The following is an 18,540-nucleotide window of genomic DNA, read 5'->3' on the forward strand; positions in this document are numbered from 1 at the left end:
TCAGGCTTTGCGACAGGTTTATAACATGTATAATAAGAAGAAAGTTATCGTCGTCATGCCGGCATACCGGGCGGCTCTAACTCTTGAAAGAACGTACCGTGAAATTCCCTTCGACCTGGTGGACGAGGTAATCCTTGTGGACGATTACAGTCCCGACAATACGGTCGAAGTAGCCCGGAAACTCGGTATCCGGCATGTCATTCAGCACAATAATAACAAGGGATACGGCGGTAACCAGAAAACCTGCTACCAGAAAGCGCTGGAGCTGGGCGGAGACATTGTCATCATGCTTCACCCGGATTATCAGTATACTCCCCTGCTGCTGACGGCTATGATTTCCATCATTGGGAACGATCTGTACCCGGTAGTCTTCGGCTCCCGTATTCTTGGCAAGGGTGCGCTGAAAGGCGGTATGCCGATGTACAAATACGTGGCCAACCGTGCATTGACGTTTTTCCAGAATGTCCTGCTGAATCAGAAACTCTCGGAGTACCACACCGGCTACCGGGCTTTTTCCCGGGAAGTGCTGGAAACGGTACCTTTCCTGAAATGCGACGATGATTTTGTTTTTGACAACGAAATGATCGCGCAGATTTTCTGGCACGGATTTGAAATCGGGGAAGTAACCTGTCCGACGAAGTATTTCGAAGAGGCTTCGTCCATCAATTTCATGCGCAGTTCAAAATACGGCCTGGGCGTATTGCGGACGTCTCTTTTGTATCGGTTTTCAAAGTGGGGCATATACAAGTGGCCGCTGCTTTTCAGATAGTCACAATGAAAAAGGACCGCGACGCGGTCCTTTTTCATTATCAGGCTGCTTCCCGGATATACCGTCGAAAGAAGCTGTTTATTTTCAACTGAATGACGCCGAGGAAAGCTTCCTTGAAAATCCGGGTGGACATTTTGGAGACGCCTTTGGTCCGGTCCGTGAAAATGATGGGGACCTCCTTGATTTTGAATCCGAATTTCCAGGCGGTGAACTTCATTTCGATCTGGAAGGCATATCCGACAAAACGGACGCCGTCGAGATCGATGGTCTCGAGTACTTTCCGGGTATAGCATTTGAACCCGGCGGTTGCGTCCATGATTGGCATACCGGTGATAAACCGCACATACACCCCGGCGAAATACGACATCAGTACCCGGCCGATAGGCCAGTTGACTACGTTCACGCCCTGAATATACCGTGAGCCGACGGCCATATCGGCACCGTCGACGCACGCCTGCCACAAACGGACCAGGTCGTCCGGGTTATGAGACAGGTCGGCATCCATTTCAAAAATATACGCGTAGCCGTTTGCGAGGCAGCGCTTGAAGCCCGTCAGGTAGGCGGTACCGAGCCCGAGTTTACCGGAACGTTCCAGCAACTGGATGCGGGTTTCGCCAAACTCCCGTGCGAGTTCCCTGACTTTCGCGGCAGTCCCATCGGGTGAGCCGTCGTCAACAATCAGCACATCAAACGGCGGGGCAAGCGCCATGACCCGCCTCAGGACGGTTTCAATGTTTTCAATCTCATTGTAAGTAGGAATCACTACTATCCGCTCGCGTGAGCCATCCATCGCAGAAAAACTAGGTGTGATGATTTAAACCCTGTCAGGTTGTAAAACAGGGAAAACGGGCAATTATTCTACGTGTCCTGCAAAGACATTGTGAATAATTACCAAAAAACGGAATCGAGAGGCACAAAATCACTTTTTCTCCAAAAAATAATATTTCGGTAATCCCTGTTTCCCGGACCGGTGCAGCCATGTTTTCCCGGTCTTTCCGGCGGGCTGTCCGAACGCCCTGCAATCGGTTCAGACTCAAGGACAGGCGCCCGCCGAACCGCCGCCGAAGAATCACTTTCTTCCGAAAAATCCGGCACAATTGGAAGAACTTTAAGAAATTAGCCCCTTGGTTCGGGCGTCGCGGGCAGAAGTTCCTTTTCGCTTCTCCCGATCCTGAAGCCCTGAGGCCAGCCGGTTTTGGCTGGCCGAGTACGGCGGTAACGGCCGACCCAGCGAACAATACTACCTTCATTATGTCTGCATCCGCGGTAGGAAAAATACCTGCAAAAGAAGATATCTATTTTAATCAGCTTGACGGCATCCGGTTCATCGCGGTGTTTCTGGTCCTGTTTGATCACTGGATGAGCGGATACATTCCTTTTCCGCTCGGCCCCCTCGGAGTAAACATGTTTTTTGTGCTGAGCGGGTTCCTGATTACCCGGATTCTGATTGAAAGCAAGCATAAGTATGCCCCGCGCGAAGGAGGGTTGGGCATTTATCTCAAGAAGTTCTACATCCGTCGTACGCTCCGGATTTTTCCGATTTACTACCTGACGATTTTTGTTCTTTTTGCGCTGAACGTACCGCCCGTACGGGAAAAACTGGCATGGTGCCTGCTCTATGCGACGAATATTTATGTCGCGCATTATGATCAGTGGCTCGGCGTAATCGATCACTTCTGGTCGCTCGCGGTGGAAGAACAGTTTTATGTTTTCTTCCCGCTGGTAGTCTTTTTCTTCCCTACCCGGCACCTCGAAAAACTGCTTTGGGTATTCATTGCCGGCAGTGTCTTACTCCGTCTGTACTATTATCTCCAGGGCGGCTCCTGGGCCAAGTGCTACGTATTGATGCCGACCAGCCTGGATGCTTTCGGCCTCGGCGGTCTCATGGCCTATCTTTTCATTTTCAAAAAAGACTCTTTTCGGAAACTGTTCAGCCGCCGGTACCTGGTCTGGCTGGGCCTCGGCGGCGTGGTGGGCATTATTCTCTGGCAACAGAGCGCGCCGGTGCCGTCGCTGGAGCATATCAGTTATGTTGTTTTCGAGCGACTGACGTCTTCCATCTTCTGTTTTTTCCTGATCGGTAATGCGGTTTACGGGTATACCGGCGTCATGAAGGCGTTCCTCGAGCATCCTGCCAGCGTATACCTCGGCAAGATCAGCTACGGATTGTACCTGTATCACAACTTCGTTTTCAACCACTTTCATACGCCTCCTTCGCATCCCGTTTACAAGCTCATGCATCGCATTTACGGGCATTTCCCGGCGCTGGCGGATAACTATTTTTTCCAGTTTGTGATGTATTTCGCGATTACTGTTCTCGTCGCGACGGTGTCCTGGTACCTGATCGAAAAACCCGTTAACGATCTCAAAAACAAGTTTCGCTATTGATGAATACTACTGCCGATACGATCAGACGATGGTCGCTGACGGGCTGGCTGTTGCTGGCTGTAGCAATCGTATTACCGCTGATCGCGCTGAGTTTCTACAACCATCCGTCTGCCGCGGATGATTATTGCTTCGCCTACATGACCCGGGATTACGGCATGTGGTATTCGACGAAGTTTTACTACGATAAATGGACAGGACGGTACTTCGCCAGTCTGCTTTTCCACGCGACGCCGCTGTGGGCCGGCTGGCTGTGGTACTATCAGTTACTTCCTGTTTTATACGTCCTCGGCACCGGCTGGTCCTTTTATTTCCTTACCGGGCAGCTTTTCCGGATATCAAAGCGCCAGCGGTTTATTTTTAGTCTGGCATTTCTCATCCTGTATATCCTGTTGCAGGAAAGTCTGGCAGAAGGATTTTTCTGGGCGACGGTTTCCTACACTTATATTCTGCCACAAATCCTGACCACCCTTCTGATCGGACTGCTCGTTCAATACGAAGAAGCACCGGCGTCGCCGCGCCGGACGCTCACGCTGGTAGCCTGCGCGGCGCTGGTTTTCAATACCATCGGTCTCTGCGAATTATTTGTATTGCTCGTACCGGGGCTGCTGGCGGCGTTTCTGGGCTATCGCCTGGTATTTGAACGTAAAATAGACTGGGGGCTCGCCCTATTGATGGGTATTGCGCTGGTATCCTGCTACCTCGCGCTGGAGTCGCCCGGGGTCAAGGTGCGTCAGGGAAGTAATCCACTGGGTGGTAATCTTGTTTACTCTGTTAAAACGGCCTCGCTCACTACCCTGCGCTACGCATGGCAATGGGCGCCGTTAACATTCGTCTTCAGTATTTTCCTACTGTTCTGGTTCCGGAATACATCGGCTGATACCTTCCGTAAGTACTTCCGGATCCGGCCGTGGGTTGGATGGCTCGTCTGGATGGGTCTCACGCCTGTGCTGTACTTCCCTTATTTTTACGGGGTGGGTATCGACGGCGTTCCGGTTCGCATTACCAATTCCGTCAATTTTTTCTTTCTCGTTGGCTTTTTCTATAACCTGTTAGTCGGCCTGTTATGGCTGAGAGAAAAAAAAGGTATCCGGTTGGATCAGGGGAAAGCCCTGATCCTGGTGACCAGTCTGGCGCTGCTTTCGCTTCCCGTTCTGGTGTTGCGGAATTCGAATTTCCGGTTGATGGTCAGCGACCTGAAAAACGGCACAGCCCGTGAATATGACCGGGAGCTGACGCAGCGCTATGCAGATATCCGGGCGTCGAAGAGCGACACCGTCTTCGTCAAACCACTGAAACACATCCCCTTATCTCTTTTTGTAGAAGATATCCGGGAGAATCCCGCGTTTCTATGGAACAAGTGTGAAGCCACTTATTTCGGCAAGAAAGCGATCATTATTCAGCCTTAAACAACGATTATCTTGGATCCGAAGGAGCCGTTTTTGTCTGTCATCGTCCCCTGTTACAACGAAGAGGAGGTCCTCGCCGAAACCTACCGGCGACTGACGTCCGTCGTAACCCGGCATGGCTGGTCTTACGAACTCCTGTTTATCAACGACGGAAGCAAGGACCGGACGCTGTCCATCCTCCGCGAGATTGCAGCAGCTGACGCACACGTCCGCGTACTTTCCTTTTCCCGGAATTTCGGGCATCAGCCGGCCGTGTCGGCCGGTATCCGGCATTGTTCAGGGGAAGTGGCTATCATCATCGATGCCGACCTCCAGGACCCACCGGAACTGTTTCCGGACATGATCGATCTCTACCGGAAAGAGCAGGCCAATGTCGTCTACGCCAAACGCCGCGAGCGAAAAGGCGAAAGTGCATTCAAGCTCTGGACGGCGCGGAGTTTCTACCGGGTTATTAATTCCCTGTCGGAAGTGCCGCTTCCGCTGGATACGGGAGACTTTCGCCTGATCGACAAGCACGTCATCCGGGAATTCAAAAACCTGCAGGAGCGGAATAAATACATACGTGGATTGATCAGCTGGATGGGTTTCAAACAGGTCCCCATCGAATATGTGCGGGAAGAGCGCTTTGCCGGGTCGACGAAGTACCCCCTCTCGAAAATGCTCAGGTTCGCCCGTACAGGATTACTGTACTTCAGCAAAAAACCCCTGCAGGTCGCGCTGACGCTGGGTTTTCTGAGTATCCTCGTCGGCCTGGGCCTCGCGGTCTGGGTTGTGACGGGTATCTTTTTCCGGCCTGAAACCCTCGTACCGGGCTGGGCCTCCATTGTAATTGCCGTTGTCTTCTTCGGAGGCGTTCAGCTGCTGACGATCGGGGTATTGGGCGAGTACCTCGGCAGCATTTTCGACGAAATAAAAAAACGTCCGGAATTTATCGTCGCCGAACAAATTAATTTCGATGAAAACCCGTCCTGATTCCCTCCTCTCCTGGCTCGCGGCGCTTTTGCCGGTTGCGGCGCTGTTCGGAGTGGCTGCCTGCTATATCGAGAATATTCCCTGGTTCGATGATTTCGAGTCGTTTTCCGGCTTTCTGATTGAATACCTGCGGGCTGATACCTGGCGGGACAAATTCCATTGGCTGTTTATCCCCAACAATGAGCACCGGATTGTAGCCGGGAAGTTGCTTGTCCTCGGCGTTTACTATGTTTCCGGTGAACTGAATTATTACTGGATTCAATTACTGGCCGATTTTTCCGTCATCGGTATCTGGCTTTTGCTTTGGCTGGCGTTCCGTAGGCTTCAGCTTTCGCTGTGGTATTTTGTACCGGTTTCCCTCCTGCTTTTTCACCCGCAGTACTATTTGCTGACGTTTTGGGCGATTACCGGCCTGCAACACCAGCTGGTACTCCTGCTGGTCAGTCTGACTGCCTTTTGTCTTGCGAAAGGAACCTGGAAATGGTATGCGGCGGCGTTCTTTTTTGCCGTTCTGGCGACTTTCTCAATGGGCAACGGCATGTTCGTCTGGGCGGCCGGAGCCGGTGTCCTGCTCCTCCGCAAGCGTTTCGCTCAGCTGGTTCTGTGGCTGGCCGGCATGGCGGGAGGTATGGCGGGCTATTTCTATCATTTCGCGACGAAAGCGAATGACGACAGCCTCGCCAAGTTTTTCAAAATGCCGCATCTTTCCCTGGCCGGCTTCTTCACCTACAACGGCGGGTTGCTTGACCTCTTTCCGGATCTGGGCGAACCCTGGCGTTATGTACTCCCGACTATCGGCGGGCTGGTACTCATTGTGCTCGTTGTTCGCTGGCTGCTGGTATATGTCTATCCGGTTATCATCCGCTATAAACGACCGGCGGAGAAGAATCCATTTTACACCGATTTTCTGCTGGGTATTCTGCTGTTTCTGCTCGCAAACTCCCTGCTGATCGCCATCATGCGCCCCCATTTCGGGTATTTCGTGATGCTGATCAGTAATTACCGCCTGTATCCGATCCTCCTCACCTGCCTGGTATACCTGGGCTGGCTTCAGCGCCGGCGGGATACGCTGCCCCGGCCGATGGGTATTGTCGTTGCCAGTCTCGTGATTTGCCTGATCTCCTATGCCAGTTATTTCCCGAAGGTGGCAAACCGGAGAGCGCTGTTACTGGCGAGTGTGCGGAATCAGTATTATAGTTCGATCGGCCTGGGCGCTACGCGTGGTTCGTTCCTCGAACCTTACATCGACCGGACTTTCCGCGAACCGATGCGGACGGGCATTTTTCACCCTCCGGTACATTTTTTCGATGCGGCGGTTTCCCGAGCGACGGAACCCGAAAAGCATACAGTCTCTATCGCCGGTACGGAGGAGATGATCAGCGTACAGCAATCGACACTCCCGGTACCGGGCGGTCGGGATGCCTTCCTGCTGCTTCGGATCAAGTCTGAAACGGCTGCGGACGACTTTGTGATTCCTTTCGAACCAGCTGCCAACGCCGGCCGTAATCCGTTCAAACGAGGCGTCGGAGGAGGAGCCCATTTTTACAGACACATGCTGCGTCCGGGCGTCTATACACTGGAGATTATCCAGATCAGCGGTTCTGCCGCAAAACGTTACCCCACCGGGCAGAAGTTAACAATTTGAGCTACTTTTGCACTTTAGATCATTCGTTTTGACGGCAACCTTCTTTCCGCATTGGACAATCCACAGATTTCAATAGTAGCCCCTCTTTATAACGAAAGCGAGACGTTTCCGCACCTGATTCAGCGGCTCAACGCGCTCATGGACGCGTCTCCGCTGTCCATCGAAGTCGTGTTGATCGACGATGGCAGCCGCGATCGCACAGCGGAGCTCATGCAGGCGCTTGCCCTGAGCGACCCCCGCTACCACTGCGTTTTTCTGTCCCGTAACCACGGTCACCAGCTCGCTCTTTCGGCGGGTATGAATGAGGCGCGCGGCACTGAAGCCATCATGGTTATTGACGGAGACCTCCAGGATCCTCCGGAACTGCTGACTGATTTTTACCAATTATACAAGGAAGGAAACGATGTCGTCTACGCCGTTCGGCGCAAACGCAAGGAAGGCTTTATCAAACGGGCGGGCTATCACCTGTTTTACCGGTTGCTTCGTTCGATTTCCTATATCGAGATTCCGCTCGACAGCGGCGACTTTGCGCTGGTGTCCCGTCGTGTCGTGGACGTCATGAACAAGATGCCGGAAGAAAGCCGGTACCTGCGCGGCATGCGTACCTGGGTGGGCTTCAAGCAAATCGGTTTTGAGTATGAGCGCGACGAGCGTATTGCCGGCGAATCGAAGTACTCTTTCAAGCAATTGTTCCGCCTTGCCTACAACGGTATCTTCAACTTCAGCGAATTTCCGATCAAGCTGCTGACGCGCCTGGGCGGTACCGCGATTGCCTTTGCGATGCTGTATTTCATTTACAACGTCATCAAAAAATATGTACTCGGCCAGGAAGTACCGGAAGGCTTCCCTGCAACGCTGTTTACGATCATTTTCTTTGGCGGGATGAATCTCTTCGGCCTGGGAATTATCGGTGAATATGTCCTGCGGATTTTCTTCCAGTCGAAAGGGCGTCCGCTGTTCATCATCAAGTCGAAAATCCGGAACGGAAACTGGGAGTAGTATTCCCGCATCGCCGCCATTCATCCCTAAATAGCCGGATCGCCAGTCCGGCTATTTTTAGTTCATCACATTTCCGCGTTGCAAAATTCAGGGAAAGGCATAGATTTGGCCCCGGCAAGCAACCCCTTAACATCCCTTGCCTGTGACGTTCATTCGTTCCAAAAACTTCAACTTCTATGTCACGCGGAACCATTGCCATTCTTGGTATTCTCATTCTGATCGTCCTCATGGGCGGTTGTTCGTATAACGGCCTCGTCTCTCAGGATGAAAGCGTCAAAACGGCCTGGGCGAAAGTGCAGTCCGACTACCAGCGTCGCGCCGACCTCATCCCGAACCTCGTCAATACCGTCAAGGGAGCGGCCAATTTCGAGCAGAAAACCCTGACGGACGTCATCAACGCCCGTGCCAACGCTACGTCGATCAAGTTTACCGCCGATCAGCTCACGCCTGAAAACATCCAGAAATTCCAGGAAGCGCAGGCTCAGCTCAACGGCTCCCTCTCCCGCCTGATGGCAGTCGCGGAAAACTATCCCCAACTGAAGGCGAACGAGAACTTCCGGGATCTTCAGGCGCAGATCGAAGGCACGGAAAACCGGATCAAGGTTTCCCGGAATGACTTCAACGACGCAGTTCAGGTATACAACAAAAAGGTCCGCTCTTTCCCGACCAACCTGCTGGCAGGCATTTTCGGCTTCCCGGCCAAGGCATACTTTGAAGCGGACGCCGGCGCCGACAAGGCCCCGAAAGTAGAATTCTAAGGCATATGCTGACCGAAGAGCAACAGAAGGCAGTCATTGGCGCGATCCGGGAGGCAGAAAAAAATACCTCCGGCGAGATCCGCGTCCACCTGGAAAGCGCCTCGGCCGATATCGACGCGCTCGACCGCGCCCGGCAGGTTTTTGTCAAGCTGGAAATGTACAAAACGGCGGATCGAAACGCCGTTTTGTTCTACCTCGCCGAAGATGCCCGGCGGTTTGCCATCTGGGGCGACGACGGGATCAACCGGGTAGTGCCGCTTGATTTCTGGGACAGTACCCGGGATGCCATGAAAATACACCTCCGCGACGGAGATCTGGTACAAGCCCTTTGTACCGGTATCCGGATGGCGGGCGAGCAGCTCAAGACTTATTTCCCGTATCAGTCGGACGATGTCAATGAACTCCCGGACGACATTTCTTTCGGATGATATTTTCCCCGACACCGATGCATTCCTCCCTGTTCCGTTCCTTCCTGCTTTTCTTTCTGCTGGTCCTGGCATTGCCCGGGTTGGCGCAGGAGTTTCCGGAAAAACCTGTCCCCGCCCGCTTCGTCAATGATTTTACCGGTACCCTCTCCGGACAGGAGCAGGCCATGCTGGAATCGAAGCTGAAGGGGTATATGGACTCGACGTCGAATCAGATTGTTATCGTCGTCGTCAAAAATACCGGAGATTATCCTCCCGGTGATTACGCCTTTGAGATCGGCCGGCGGTGGGGTATCGGGCAAAAAGGAAAGAATAACGGGCTGGTTCTGCTTTGGGCGACCGAAACGCGAAAGATCTACATCGCGACGGGTTACGGCCTCGAAGGTGCTATTCCTGACGCCGTCGCCAAACGCATCGTCTCGGATGTCATTGTTCCGGCGTTCAAGCAACAGGAATGGTACCGTGGCCTCGACGAAGCCACCACCGAGATCATTCAGCGGGCCAGCGGCGAATACAAAAACGAAGGAAGCGATGTCAGCGATGGGGAAGCCATCTTCGCCCTTATTGCTTTCGGGCTCATTGGTCTGGTCATTTTCTTCCTGCTGAGCCGGACGCTCGGGCGCGGCTGCCGGAATACCGGCGGCGGCGGAATGCCCTGGTTTGGCCCCTACACGACTATGTCCAGCTGGGGAAGTTCCTCCGGAGGAGGTTGGAGCAGTGGAGGCGGCGGCGGTGGCTGGGACTTTGGCGGAGGCAGTTTCGGCGGCGGCGGCGCAGGCGGAGACTATTGAAGGCGGGTTTCGGTTGACAGTTTTCAGTCTACGGTTTTCAGTTGGCGGCAACTTTCCCCGACCACAACTGAAAACAGAAAACTGTCAACCGAAAACCGCTTTTTATCTTTCTCGCGCAATGAGGTCCGAGAAGTAAAACCGCAGTAACTGCTTCTTTTCTTCGGCGACGGGAAGTTGGCTGAGGTACCCCAGTCCTTCGTCGAAATAGGCGTTCATCACCTGCTCGGAAGTACTGCGTACGCCGAGGAGATCATACAAAGCCGTAACAGCCTGTACTTTTTCGATGGCGTTGAATTCTTTCGCCGTGATCCAGTACTGAAGTTCCTGCCGGATGGTTCCGTCGGCCTTTTCGAGGGCGTCGAGCAGCAGGAAGGTCTTTTTATTGGCCAGAATATCTCCGCCCACGAGCTTGCCGAACTTGTCGGGATCACCATAAACATCCAGCAGGTCGTCTTTCAGCTGAAAACCAAGGCCGATTGCATCACCTGTTTTCTTCAGCAACGCGCACGTATGCTCGTCGGCGCCACCGAGAATACCACCGAGCTCCAGGGCAAAACCGAGCAGTACGGCGGTCTTCAGGCGGATCATCTCCAGGTACTCTTCTTTCGTGACGTCCTGGCGTTTCTCGAAATTCATGTCAAACTGCTGGCCTTCGCATACTTCGGCAGCCGCACGGTTGAACCGTTTCAGTACACGTTTCAGCTTTCCGTCCTCCACTTCCGACAACAATTCATAGGCGGAAACCAGCATGACATCTCCGGAAAGAATTGCTACGTTATCATTCCATTTTTCATGAACCGTGTGATGACCGCGGCGAAGGGGCGCACGGTCCATGATGTCGTCGTGCATCAGCGTGAAGTTGTGGAAAACTTCTACGCCAAGTGCCGGAAAAACCGCTTTCTGCCAGTCATCGGTAAACAGCTCTGCCGACAGAACCGTCAGGAGCGGGCGCATGCGTTTTCCGCCGAGGCTCATGATGTAATGGATCGGTTCATAGAGCTCGGGGGGCGTACTTCCGTAGGTGACGGTCAGCAGCGCTTCTTCCAGAGCGGCAGTATACTTCGTAAGCGACATGTTCGTTTCCAGACTTGAGTGGTCAAAAAGCAGCCAGGTTTTCCTGTTTGCGACCGGCAAAATACAGGATTATTTTCACCAACTTTAACGCCGTAAACCGAAAATCCTGCAATGAGAACGATCCTTACCTTCCTGGTGACGGCCGGCCTGGCCTCGCTCTGCTTTTCGTTTCTGCCGGAAAAACCCGTGCCTGCCACGTCAAAAATCGAGTGGCTGACGATGGAGGAAGCTTATGCCCGGAACAAAAAGGAGCCCCGGAAATTCCTCGTGGATGTATACACCGACTGGTGTCACTGGTGTAAGGTGATGGACAAGGAGACCTATACCGATCCGAAAGTGGCGGAGTATGTCAACAAGAAGTTTTACGCTGTGCGCTTCAACGCTGAAAGCCGGTCGACGATCAGGCTGGGTCCTCATACATTCAAGTTCATTCCGCAGGGCGCTAAAGGGTTCAATCAGCTGGCGGCGATTATGCTCGACGGGCAGATGAGTTACCCTTCCACCGTCTTCATCGATGAGATTTTCATGGATGGAAAGGAGCTCGCTGTCATTCAGGCCGTTCCCGGCTACCTCAAGGCCCTGGAATTCCATCAGGTCGCTACGTTTTTCGGAGAAAACTACCACGAACAGGAAACGGAGTGGGAGACCTACAAAGACGAGATCTACCCGAAAGTATACGGGAAATAACCTGCATTTTTCATTCAAATCCGCCTTTTTACCTTGGCTACCCTACTCGATTTCGTCGGCAATACGCCGCTGGTGGAAATTACCCGCCTCAACCCCAATCCCAACGTACGCATTTTCGGGAAGCTGGAAGGGCATAACCCGGGCGGAAGCGTTAAGGACCGTCCGGCGCTCAACATGATCCGCAGCGCGCTGGAGCGGGGAGATATCGGACCGCAGACGTCCCTCATCGAAGCAACATCCGGCAATACCGGCATTGCGCTGGCGATGATCGCCCGGTTGTATAACCTGTCTATTGAGCTCGTGATGCCGCAGAACTCAACGCGTGAACGGGTTTTGACGATGGAGGCCTTCGGCGCCAAAGTAACCCTGCTCGAAAGCATCGAAATCTGTCGCGACTACGCCCAGGAAAAAGCCGACGCCGGTACTCACTTTCAGCTCAACCAGTTTGCCAACCCGGACAATTATATGGCGCACTACAAGTCGACCGGTCCGGAAATCTGGCGTGATACAGACGGAAAAATCACCCACTTCGTCAGCTCGATGGGAACGACGGGTACCATCATGGGCAATTCTCTGTACCTGAAGGAACAGAATCCGGCGATTCAGGTAGTGGGTTGTCAGCCGACAGAAGGATCTTCCATACCGGGTATCCGGCGGTGGCCGGTTGAGTACCTGCCCAAAATCTATAATCCGTCACGCGTGGACCGGGTAATGGACGTTTCGGAAGCAGACGCCGTTCAGACGACGCGGCAGCTGGCAAAAGTCGAAGGTATTTTTGCCGGTATGAGCTCCGGCGGCTGTGTTTCAGCAGCCATCCGGCTGGCAGAAGAACTCACCGAAGGCGTCATTGTTTGTATCATCTGCGACCGGGGAGACCGGTATCTTTCCAGTGATCTTTTCGGGGAATAGTCCATTGTAAATCCCGCTTCGAAAACGGATTTCCTGCCGGGAATCCGTTTTTTTGTGCTCATTGAGACGGGTTAGGGATTTCTCTTCATACCGGTACCGTACCCGCATACCGCTCCATGCACAATTTCCCGCCGCCAACCGGTTTATAAGTATTCCTGCCAGTTAGGGCTATTTTACGAGGCGATCAAAAAGCGTCAGAAAAACAGACTATTTCTTTGAATAAATAATTTTATTCTTTAAATTATTACATAAAAATCCGCATCACTCACAAACGTTGTTCTCTTCCACCACTGTCAAAAGACAATATAAAAGCAGTAAGCCTCATATACAGCATCTCCTGCCGGGTGTATTTCGGGGAGCCGGGGACAGGCTTCGCCGGGAAAGAAAATCCGGTTGGCGCATTTCTATCCGGAGACGGGTTACGAAAATTTTTTTTCTGTCTCGTCAACATATTGTTAAATTTTTAAAAATATGGATAGATTTGCGAACCGGCTTTTGCATAGGAACGTATGTAAAACCAGAAGAAACGTTGGCAAGGCCAAGCAGTAGTTTCTTAACATTTCTGTTTTTTCCTGTTTCACAGAATATTTAACCTTAACCAGCTATTATTCACCCCAACTGCTCAGCGGTCCTTCCGGACTGCATTTCATGCCCTAAAACCGGGAAAACGAGCGCCCGGATTTACTCAGATACACACGCCTGATTTCCCGGAGATAATTGCCCCGGGTTAGGTTAAAGTATCCGTTTTCCTCTAAACTTCAGATCAGGACATTCGTCCGTTTAGTACCCGCCGGAATGCCGCACTGCGGCAGGAAGGACGGCGTTTCATTCTCTGTTCACACCCGTAACGCTTTCAGGCTGAACGAGCACCTTACGTGCCCGGCGGCTACGGTATTCGAACCCACATCATTTCCATAAACTGTTTAACCTTAACACACTACTTCAATGAGGCTTATGAAACAGAAGCTACCAAAAACCTTTTTCAGGTTTTGTGCTTTTTTGGGTGCCTGGATGCTTCTGACCGCTGCGTCGGCCAGAGAAATGCATCCGGCCTTCGGGAAGGACAGAGAGATTTCCGGGAAAGTGACGGATGAGAAGGGAACGGGACTGGCCGGAGCAACGATTTCGATCAAGGGAACCACCCGCGGCACCAACACCGATGCGGACGGAAACTACCGGATTACCGTTCCGAACGATGCTGCCACCCTTGTTTTCTCCTACATCGGCTATGTAAAGCAGGAAGTTGCCGTAGGCAGCCGTACCGTGATCAACATCCAGATGGCTTTGGGTGAAGGGGCGCTGCAGGAAGTGGTCGTCACCGCGCTCGGGATTGAAAAAGATACCCGTACGCTCGGTTATTCCGTGACATCGATCGATGCCTCGGCGCTCAACCAGGCACGGGAATCCAACGTCATCAACTCCCTTCAGGGACGCGTAGCGGGTCTGAATATCAGCCCGGGAAGCGGCGGGCCGGGATCTTCTTCCCGGATCAACCTTCGTGGGGTCAGTAACTTTAAGGGTGGCAGCCCGCTCTTCGTTATCAACGGCGTTCCGATGGATAACACCACCCGGGGAACCGCCGGGGAATGGGGTGGATCGGACAACGGCGATGGTATCTCCAACATCAACCCCGACGATATCGAATCCATGACGGTACTGAAAGGAGCTACGGCTTCTGCCCTGTACGGCACCCGCGCTACGAACGGAGTTATCCTGGTCACAACCAAAAGCGGCAAAAACGCCGGTCTTTCGGTTGAATACAATGGTAACCTCCAGTTCGACAAGGTGATTAATTTTACAGACTTCCAGTACGTCTATGGACAGGGACAACAAGGTGTTCGTCCTGCGGATGCAACAAGTGCCCGTAATTCCGGAGTATACAGCTGGGGTGAGAAGATGGACGGAGCGATGTACACGCAGTTCGACGGAAAGCAATATGCCTATTCGCCGGTGAAGGACAACATTCAACAATTCTACCAGACGGCGCCGACGTTTACCAATACCGTATCTGCTTCCGGCGGAAATGAAAAGACCAGTTTCCGCCTGTCGATGTCCTCAATGGATGCTTCCGGGGTAATGCGGAACAACACGGTAAAGCGGAAAACCATCAACCTGAATGTGACCCAGAAAGTCACCAGCAAGCTGGATGTAACCTTGATGGCCAACTACATTGACCAACAAGATAAAAACCGGCCGATGATGAGTGATGCCCCTCTGAACGCCAACTACGGTATCACGCTGCTGGCTAGTTCCTTCAACCAGCTGGCGTTGAAACCCGGATATGACCCAATCACGGGCGCTGAAATGACGTTCAGTGATGACTCGTATAAGACCAACCCCTGGTTTGTTGTCAACCAATACAAAAACCAGCAGGACCGTAAACGGTTGATCTCGGCGATAACGGGTAAGTACCAATTTACCGACTGGCTTTATCTTCAGGGGCGTGCCGGATATGACGTCATTAACGACGGCGCTTTCAGCATTACGCCCTGGGGAACAGCTTACCAGGCGTTGGGAAGCATGAACCGGGCCAGATCACAAACGACAGAACTCAACGTCGATGGACTGTTAGGTCTCAACCGTGACATTGCGCAAGACCTGAACCTGAACGTAGCGATCGGAGGTAACCTTCGGAAAAACCGTCTGGAAAGCGTCGGAATTTCAGGCAGCAACTTCAGTATTCCGTACCTCTATACTATCTCGAACACGCTTTCCAGAAGTCAGAGCTATGGATACAACGAGCGTCAGGTACAATCGGGATACTATACGGCGGAATTTGACTATAAGCATATACTCTCGCTGGCGACGACGGGCCGGTATGACGTCTATTCAACGCTTCCGTCAGCCAACCGAGGAATTTTCGCACCTTCTGTTTCGGCCAGTTTTGTCTTTTCGGAACTGTTGAAACCGAATGCGATGAATTTCGGTAAGATCCGCGCTTCCTATGCCCAGACCAGTGGTGAAGCTTTTGATGCTTACCTGACAACGCAATACTATTCTCTTGGCAACACCTACAACGGACTGCCCCAGGGTGGTTTCAGTTCCCAGATGCCCAACAGCAATCTCAAGCCGTACCGCATGAAGGAATTTGAGGCTGGTTTTGAAACGAAGTTCTTCAACAACCGTCTTGGTCTGGATGTTGCCTATTTCAACCGCAAAACCGAAGGTGAAATAGTCAGCGGACCTCTGTCGATCACAACCGGCTTCACCTCCCGTGTGCTTAACCTGGGTTCGACGAAAAACGCGGGCGTCGAAGTATTGCTGACCGGGACACCTGTAAAAACCAGGAATTTCACGTGGGATGCTTCGTTCAACGTAACCTACGTGAAGAACACGATCGTTGACATCGACGGAGCCGGCAACACAAAAATACTAACCCTCGGAACGTATCGCCCGTTGAACGGTAACGTTGCCCACGTCAAGGGAATGTCTGCTGCGCAGATTATGGCCTACGATTTCAAGTATGATGCTGCCGGCAAAATGATCATCGGATCCGATGGTATTCCGGTCCGCGGCGATCTGAAACCAATGGGTTCCGCGATTCCGAATCTGTATGGAGGCTTGAACAATAGCTTCTCCTACAAAAACTTCTCCTTTTCCTTCCTGATCGATTACAAGTTCGGGGCGAAAGTACTGTCAGCTACCAACCACTATTCTTACGTAGACGGGTTGAACAAAGCTACGCTTGTCGGACGCGAAACGGGAGTGGTTGCCAATGGCGTGGTCCTTTCCGCAGACGGAACTTCCTCTACAGCCAATACGAAAAACGTCATTGCTCAGGACTACTACCGCGGACTCATTACCAACGTTTCCAAGCTGTCCGTCTTCAATGCTGACTTTATCAAGCTTCGTCAGGTGGTTATCGGTTATCGTTTGCCGAGCCGCTGGTTCAGCAACAGCAAGGTGCCTTTCGAAAGTGTCACGTTGTCGGCAGTCGGCCGGAACCTGCTGGTTCTCATGAAACATACGGACAACTTTGATCCGGAAGCCGGCTTCTCTTCCAATATCAACTACGCCGGAACGGAAGGCGCCCAGTTGCCCTCAACCCGTACATTCGGTTTCACGCTGAACGCCAAGTTCAAAAAATAAGACTCTACCATGAAAAGGACTTCTGTCTATGTGTTATCCCTTCTCATGCTGTCACTGGCGGGATGCACCGATAAATTCGACGAAATCAATACCGATCCGAATCAAGCGACGGAGCAGCAATGGGATCCCAATTTCTTCCTTCCCAATGCGCAGAATAACTATGTGAACCTTGGGTATGACCAGATGCTGTATCAAGGTCCTATGCTTCAGGTTCTGGCGTCGACCTTTACTTACTACGGAAACGGGGACAAGTATGTCAATACGCAGAATTCGACCAGCTATCAGGGGGCAATTTTTAACCGGACCTATTCAACCGGCACGACACTTGCTGAAATGATCCGTCTTTCGAAAGACAAGCCTCAATATGCGAATCTTTATCAGATCGGCCGGATTCTTCAGGCAATGAACGTGCTCCGCGGCACAGATACCTATGGCGACATCCCCTATACGCAGGCCTTTCAGGCCAAAGCAGGAACTACTGCTCCGAAGTACGATACCCAGCAATCCATTTATACGGCATTACTGAAGGAGATCGACGAAGCAACAGCTGCGCTTGATGTCAACCAGGCCGCACCTACCGGTGACATGATCTATAGCCGGCTTTCCTCTTCGACCGCAAAAATGACGGCCTGGAAGAAGTTTGGCTACTCGCTTATGCTTCGCACAGCAATGCGGCTTATTAAAGTTGACGCCGCAACAGCAAAGACCTATGCGGAAAAGGCCATTGCAGGCGGCGTGTTTACATCCAATGATGACAACGCGTATATCCAGGCCGACGCGAACTACGCGGCCTCCGGTATCTACAATGTCTATCAGGTAACGGATGATTACCGGGAGCTTCGTTTTGCGAAGACGTTTATTGATGCGCTGAAGTCAACTTCGGACCCGCGTCTGAGTGCTGTTGCCGAGGTTCCCCAAACCGGTGCAGCCAATAATGCGAACAAGACGCTTTCCGGAGACAATACCGCAGCTTCCCAACTGGGATTGCCGAACGGATACGATCTGGCAAGCGGCGCCACGGACATCCGGAAATCGGCCGGATATCCCGGTCCGTCTCCGGCAGCAAACGACAAGGACTCTGACGCTCCCCTGGGCAAGTACTCCCGCCCACGGATCAGCGTCTACCTGAAGAAAAACGGCACAATGATGGTTCTTTCCTATGCGGAAGTCGAATTTCTGCTGGCGGAGGCCAAAGTGCGTGGCTGGAATGTGAGCGGAACAGCGGCGGACCACTACAAAAATGGTATTGTTGCAGCAATGACGTCGCTGATTCAGCTGGATGCCTCCGCAGAAATCAAGGCGGAAGCAGCTCAGACCTGGGCAGCCGCGCACCCGTTGGATGTTACGTCCACCGACGCCTCGCTCAAAGCGATCAACACACAGTTCTGGCTGGCTACCGGAACGATGTTCAACTTCATCGAAGCCTGGTCTAACTGGCGCCGGACAGGCTATCCTGTTCTCACGCCGATCAATTATCCCGGCAATGTGACAGGCAGCACGATTCCCCGACGGATGATTTATCTGTCGACTGAAATATCAACCAATCCGACGTCGTATACCGAGGCAGTCAACCGGTTGAGCGGAGGTGATCTGCTTACCTCCCGGGTCTGGTGGGATAAGTAACCACT

General features: G+C 52.5%; 15 protein-coding genes. 13 read left to right on the top strand and 2 right to left on the bottom strand.

Annotation, left to right across the window (positions count from 1 at the left end; genetic code table 11):
• Positions 1-25: 25 nt before the first annotated feature.
• Entirely contained in the window at positions 26-769 is a 744-nt protein-coding gene (locus BLR09_RS12660) for a glycosyltransferase family 2 protein (protein ID WP_093202919.1), read from the top strand.
• 40 nt (positions 770-809) lie between these two features.
• Here the strand turns inward: BLR09_RS12660 and BLR09_RS12665 are convergent, their stop codons facing one another.
• Positions 810-1,559, bottom strand: a complete 750-nt coding sequence (locus BLR09_RS12665; protein ID WP_093202495.1) for a polyprenol monophosphomannose synthase — start codon at positions 1,557-1,559, stop codon at positions 810-812.
• A 461-nt stretch (positions 1,560-2,020) separates the two neighbouring features.
• Between BLR09_RS12665 and BLR09_RS12670 the strand changes: the two genes are divergently transcribed.
• The 8 genes from BLR09_RS12670 (at position 2,021) to BLR09_RS12705 (ending at position 10,153) form a co-directional block, all read left to right on the top strand.
• Positions 2,021-3,157 (top strand): acyltransferase family protein, encoded by a 1,137-nt coding sequence (locus tag BLR09_RS12670; RefSeq protein WP_093202922.1) that lies wholly within the window; start codon positions 2,021-2,023, stop codon positions 3,155-3,157.
• The gene (locus tag BLR09_RS12675) at positions 3,157-4,563 is read left to right on the top strand and encodes a hypothetical protein (RefSeq protein WP_093202498.1); all 1,407 of its coding nucleotides are present in this window, start codon (positions 3,157-3,159) and stop codon (positions 4,561-4,563) included. The genes BLR09_RS12670 and BLR09_RS12675 overlap by 1 nt, the downstream gene beginning before the upstream one ends.
• Positions 4,564-4,575: 12 nt before the next feature.
• Positions 4,576-5,535, top strand: coding sequence for a glycosyltransferase family 2 protein (locus BLR09_RS12680; protein WP_093202500.1), 960 nt, complete (start codon positions 4,576-4,578; stop codon positions 5,533-5,535).
• Positions 5,519-7,180 (top strand): hypothetical protein, encoded by a 1,662-nt coding sequence (locus tag BLR09_RS12685; protein ID WP_093202503.1) that lies wholly within the window; start codon positions 5,519-5,521, stop codon positions 7,178-7,180. Before BLR09_RS12680 ends, BLR09_RS12685 begins: the two co-directional genes overlap by 17 nt.
• Before the next feature lie 51 nt (positions 7,181-7,231).
• Entirely contained in the window at positions 7,232-8,179 is a 948-nt protein-coding gene (locus BLR09_RS12690) for a glycosyltransferase family 2 protein (RefSeq protein ID WP_093202505.1), read from the top strand.
• Between the two features lie 176 nt (positions 8,180-8,355).
• The gene (locus BLR09_RS12695) at positions 8,356-8,937 is read left to right on the top strand and encodes a LemA family protein (protein ID WP_093202508.1); all 582 of its coding nucleotides are present in this window, start codon (positions 8,356-8,358) and stop codon (positions 8,935-8,937) included.
• 5 nt (positions 8,938-8,942) lie between these two features.
• Positions 8,943-9,365 carry a TPM domain-containing protein gene (locus tag BLR09_RS12700; protein ID WP_093202510.1) on the top strand — a complete coding sequence of 141 codons (423 nt, stop codon included), beginning with the start codon at positions 8,943-8,945 and terminating at the stop codon, positions 9,363-9,365.
• A gap of 17 nt (positions 9,366-9,382) precedes the next feature.
• Positions 9,383-10,153: a TPM domain-containing protein gene (locus tag BLR09_RS12705; protein ID WP_245689921.1), complete on the top strand. Its 771-nt coding sequence runs from the start codon at positions 9,383-9,385 to the stop codon at positions 10,151-10,153.
• A 102-nt stretch (positions 10,154-10,255) separates the two neighbouring features.
• Here the strand turns inward: BLR09_RS12705 and BLR09_RS12710 are convergent, their stop codons facing one another.
• A complete protein-coding gene (locus tag BLR09_RS12710; RefSeq protein WP_093202515.1) occupies positions 10,256-11,227 on the bottom strand; it encodes a polyprenyl synthetase family protein in 972 nt (323 codons plus the stop codon).
• Positions 11,228-11,338: 111 nt separating this feature from the next.
• On the opposite strand from BLR09_RS12710, the gene BLR09_RS12715 reads away from it, so the two are divergent.
• From BLR09_RS12715 to BLR09_RS12730, 4 genes are all read left to right on the top strand, one after another.
• Positions 11,339-11,914 (top strand): thioredoxin family protein, encoded by a 576-nt coding sequence (locus BLR09_RS12715; RefSeq protein WP_093202518.1) that lies wholly within the window; start codon positions 11,339-11,341, stop codon positions 11,912-11,914.
• Positions 11,915-11,947: 33 nt separating this feature from the next.
• Positions 11,948-12,823, top strand: coding sequence for a cysteine synthase CysM (gene cysM, locus BLR09_RS12720; protein ID WP_093202520.1), 876 nt, complete (start codon positions 11,948-11,950; stop codon positions 12,821-12,823).
• 1,011 nt (positions 12,824-13,834) lie between these two features.
• On the top strand, positions 13,835-16,912 hold the full coding sequence (locus BLR09_RS12725) for a SusC/RagA family TonB-linked outer membrane protein (RefSeq protein ID WP_245689922.1): 3,078 nt from the start codon (positions 13,835-13,837) through the stop codon (positions 16,910-16,912).
• A 9-nt stretch (positions 16,913-16,921) separates the two neighbouring features.
• Positions 16,922-18,535 carry a SusD/RagB family nutrient-binding outer membrane lipoprotein gene (locus tag BLR09_RS12730; protein ID WP_093202525.1) on the top strand — a complete coding sequence of 538 codons (1,614 nt, stop codon included), beginning with the start codon at positions 16,922-16,924 and terminating at the stop codon, positions 18,533-18,535.
• Positions 18,536-18,540: the final 5 nt, after the last annotated feature.

Source organism: Siphonobacter aquaeclarae, from assembly GCF_900103285.1.
GTDB classification, from domain to species: Bacteria; Bacteroidota; Bacteroidia; order Cytophagales; family Spirosomataceae; genus Siphonobacter; species Siphonobacter aquaeclarae.

Excerpts from the sequence above, each read along its gene's own strand:
- BLR09_RS12660 (WP_093202919.1), top strand. The coding sequence starts at position 26 with ATGTATAATAAGAAGAAAGTTATCGTCGTCATGCCGGCATACCGGGCG.
- BLR09_RS12665 (WP_093202495.1), bottom strand. The coding sequence starts at position 1,559 with ATGGATGGCTCACGCGAGCGGATAGTAGTGATTCCTACTTACAATGAG.
- BLR09_RS12670 (WP_093202922.1), top strand. The coding sequence starts at position 2,021 with ATGTCTGCATCCGCGGTAGGAAAAATACCTGCAAAAGAAGATATCTAT.
- BLR09_RS12675 (WP_093202498.1), top strand. The coding sequence starts at position 3,157 with ATGAATACTACTGCCGATACGATCAGACGATGGTCGCTGACGGGCTGG.
- BLR09_RS12685 (WP_093202503.1), top strand. The coding sequence starts at position 5,519 with ATGAAAACCCGTCCTGATTCCCTCCTCTCCTGGCTCGCGGCGCTTTTG.
- BLR09_RS12695 (WP_093202508.1), top strand. The coding sequence starts at position 8,356 with ATGTCACGCGGAACCATTGCCATTCTTGGTATTCTCATTCTGATCGTC.
- BLR09_RS12700 (WP_093202510.1), top strand. The coding sequence starts at position 8,943 with ATGCTGACCGAAGAGCAACAGAAGGCAGTCATTGGCGCGATCCGGGAG.
- BLR09_RS12705 (WP_245689921.1), top strand. The coding sequence starts at position 9,383 with ATGCATTCCTCCCTGTTCCGTTCCTTCCTGCTTTTCTTTCTGCTGGTC.
- BLR09_RS12710 (WP_093202515.1), bottom strand. The coding sequence starts at position 11,227 with ATGTCGCTTACGAAGTATACTGCCGCTCTGGAAGAAGCGCTGCTGACC.
- BLR09_RS12715 (WP_093202518.1), top strand. The coding sequence starts at position 11,339 with ATGAGAACGATCCTTACCTTCCTGGTGACGGCCGGCCTGGCCTCGCTC.
- BLR09_RS12725 (WP_245689922.1), top strand. The coding sequence starts at position 13,835 with ATGCTTCTGACCGCTGCGTCGGCCAGAGAAATGCATCCGGCCTTCGGG.
- BLR09_RS12730 (WP_093202525.1), top strand. The coding sequence starts at position 16,922 with ATGAAAAGGACTTCTGTCTATGTGTTATCCCTTCTCATGCTGTCACTG.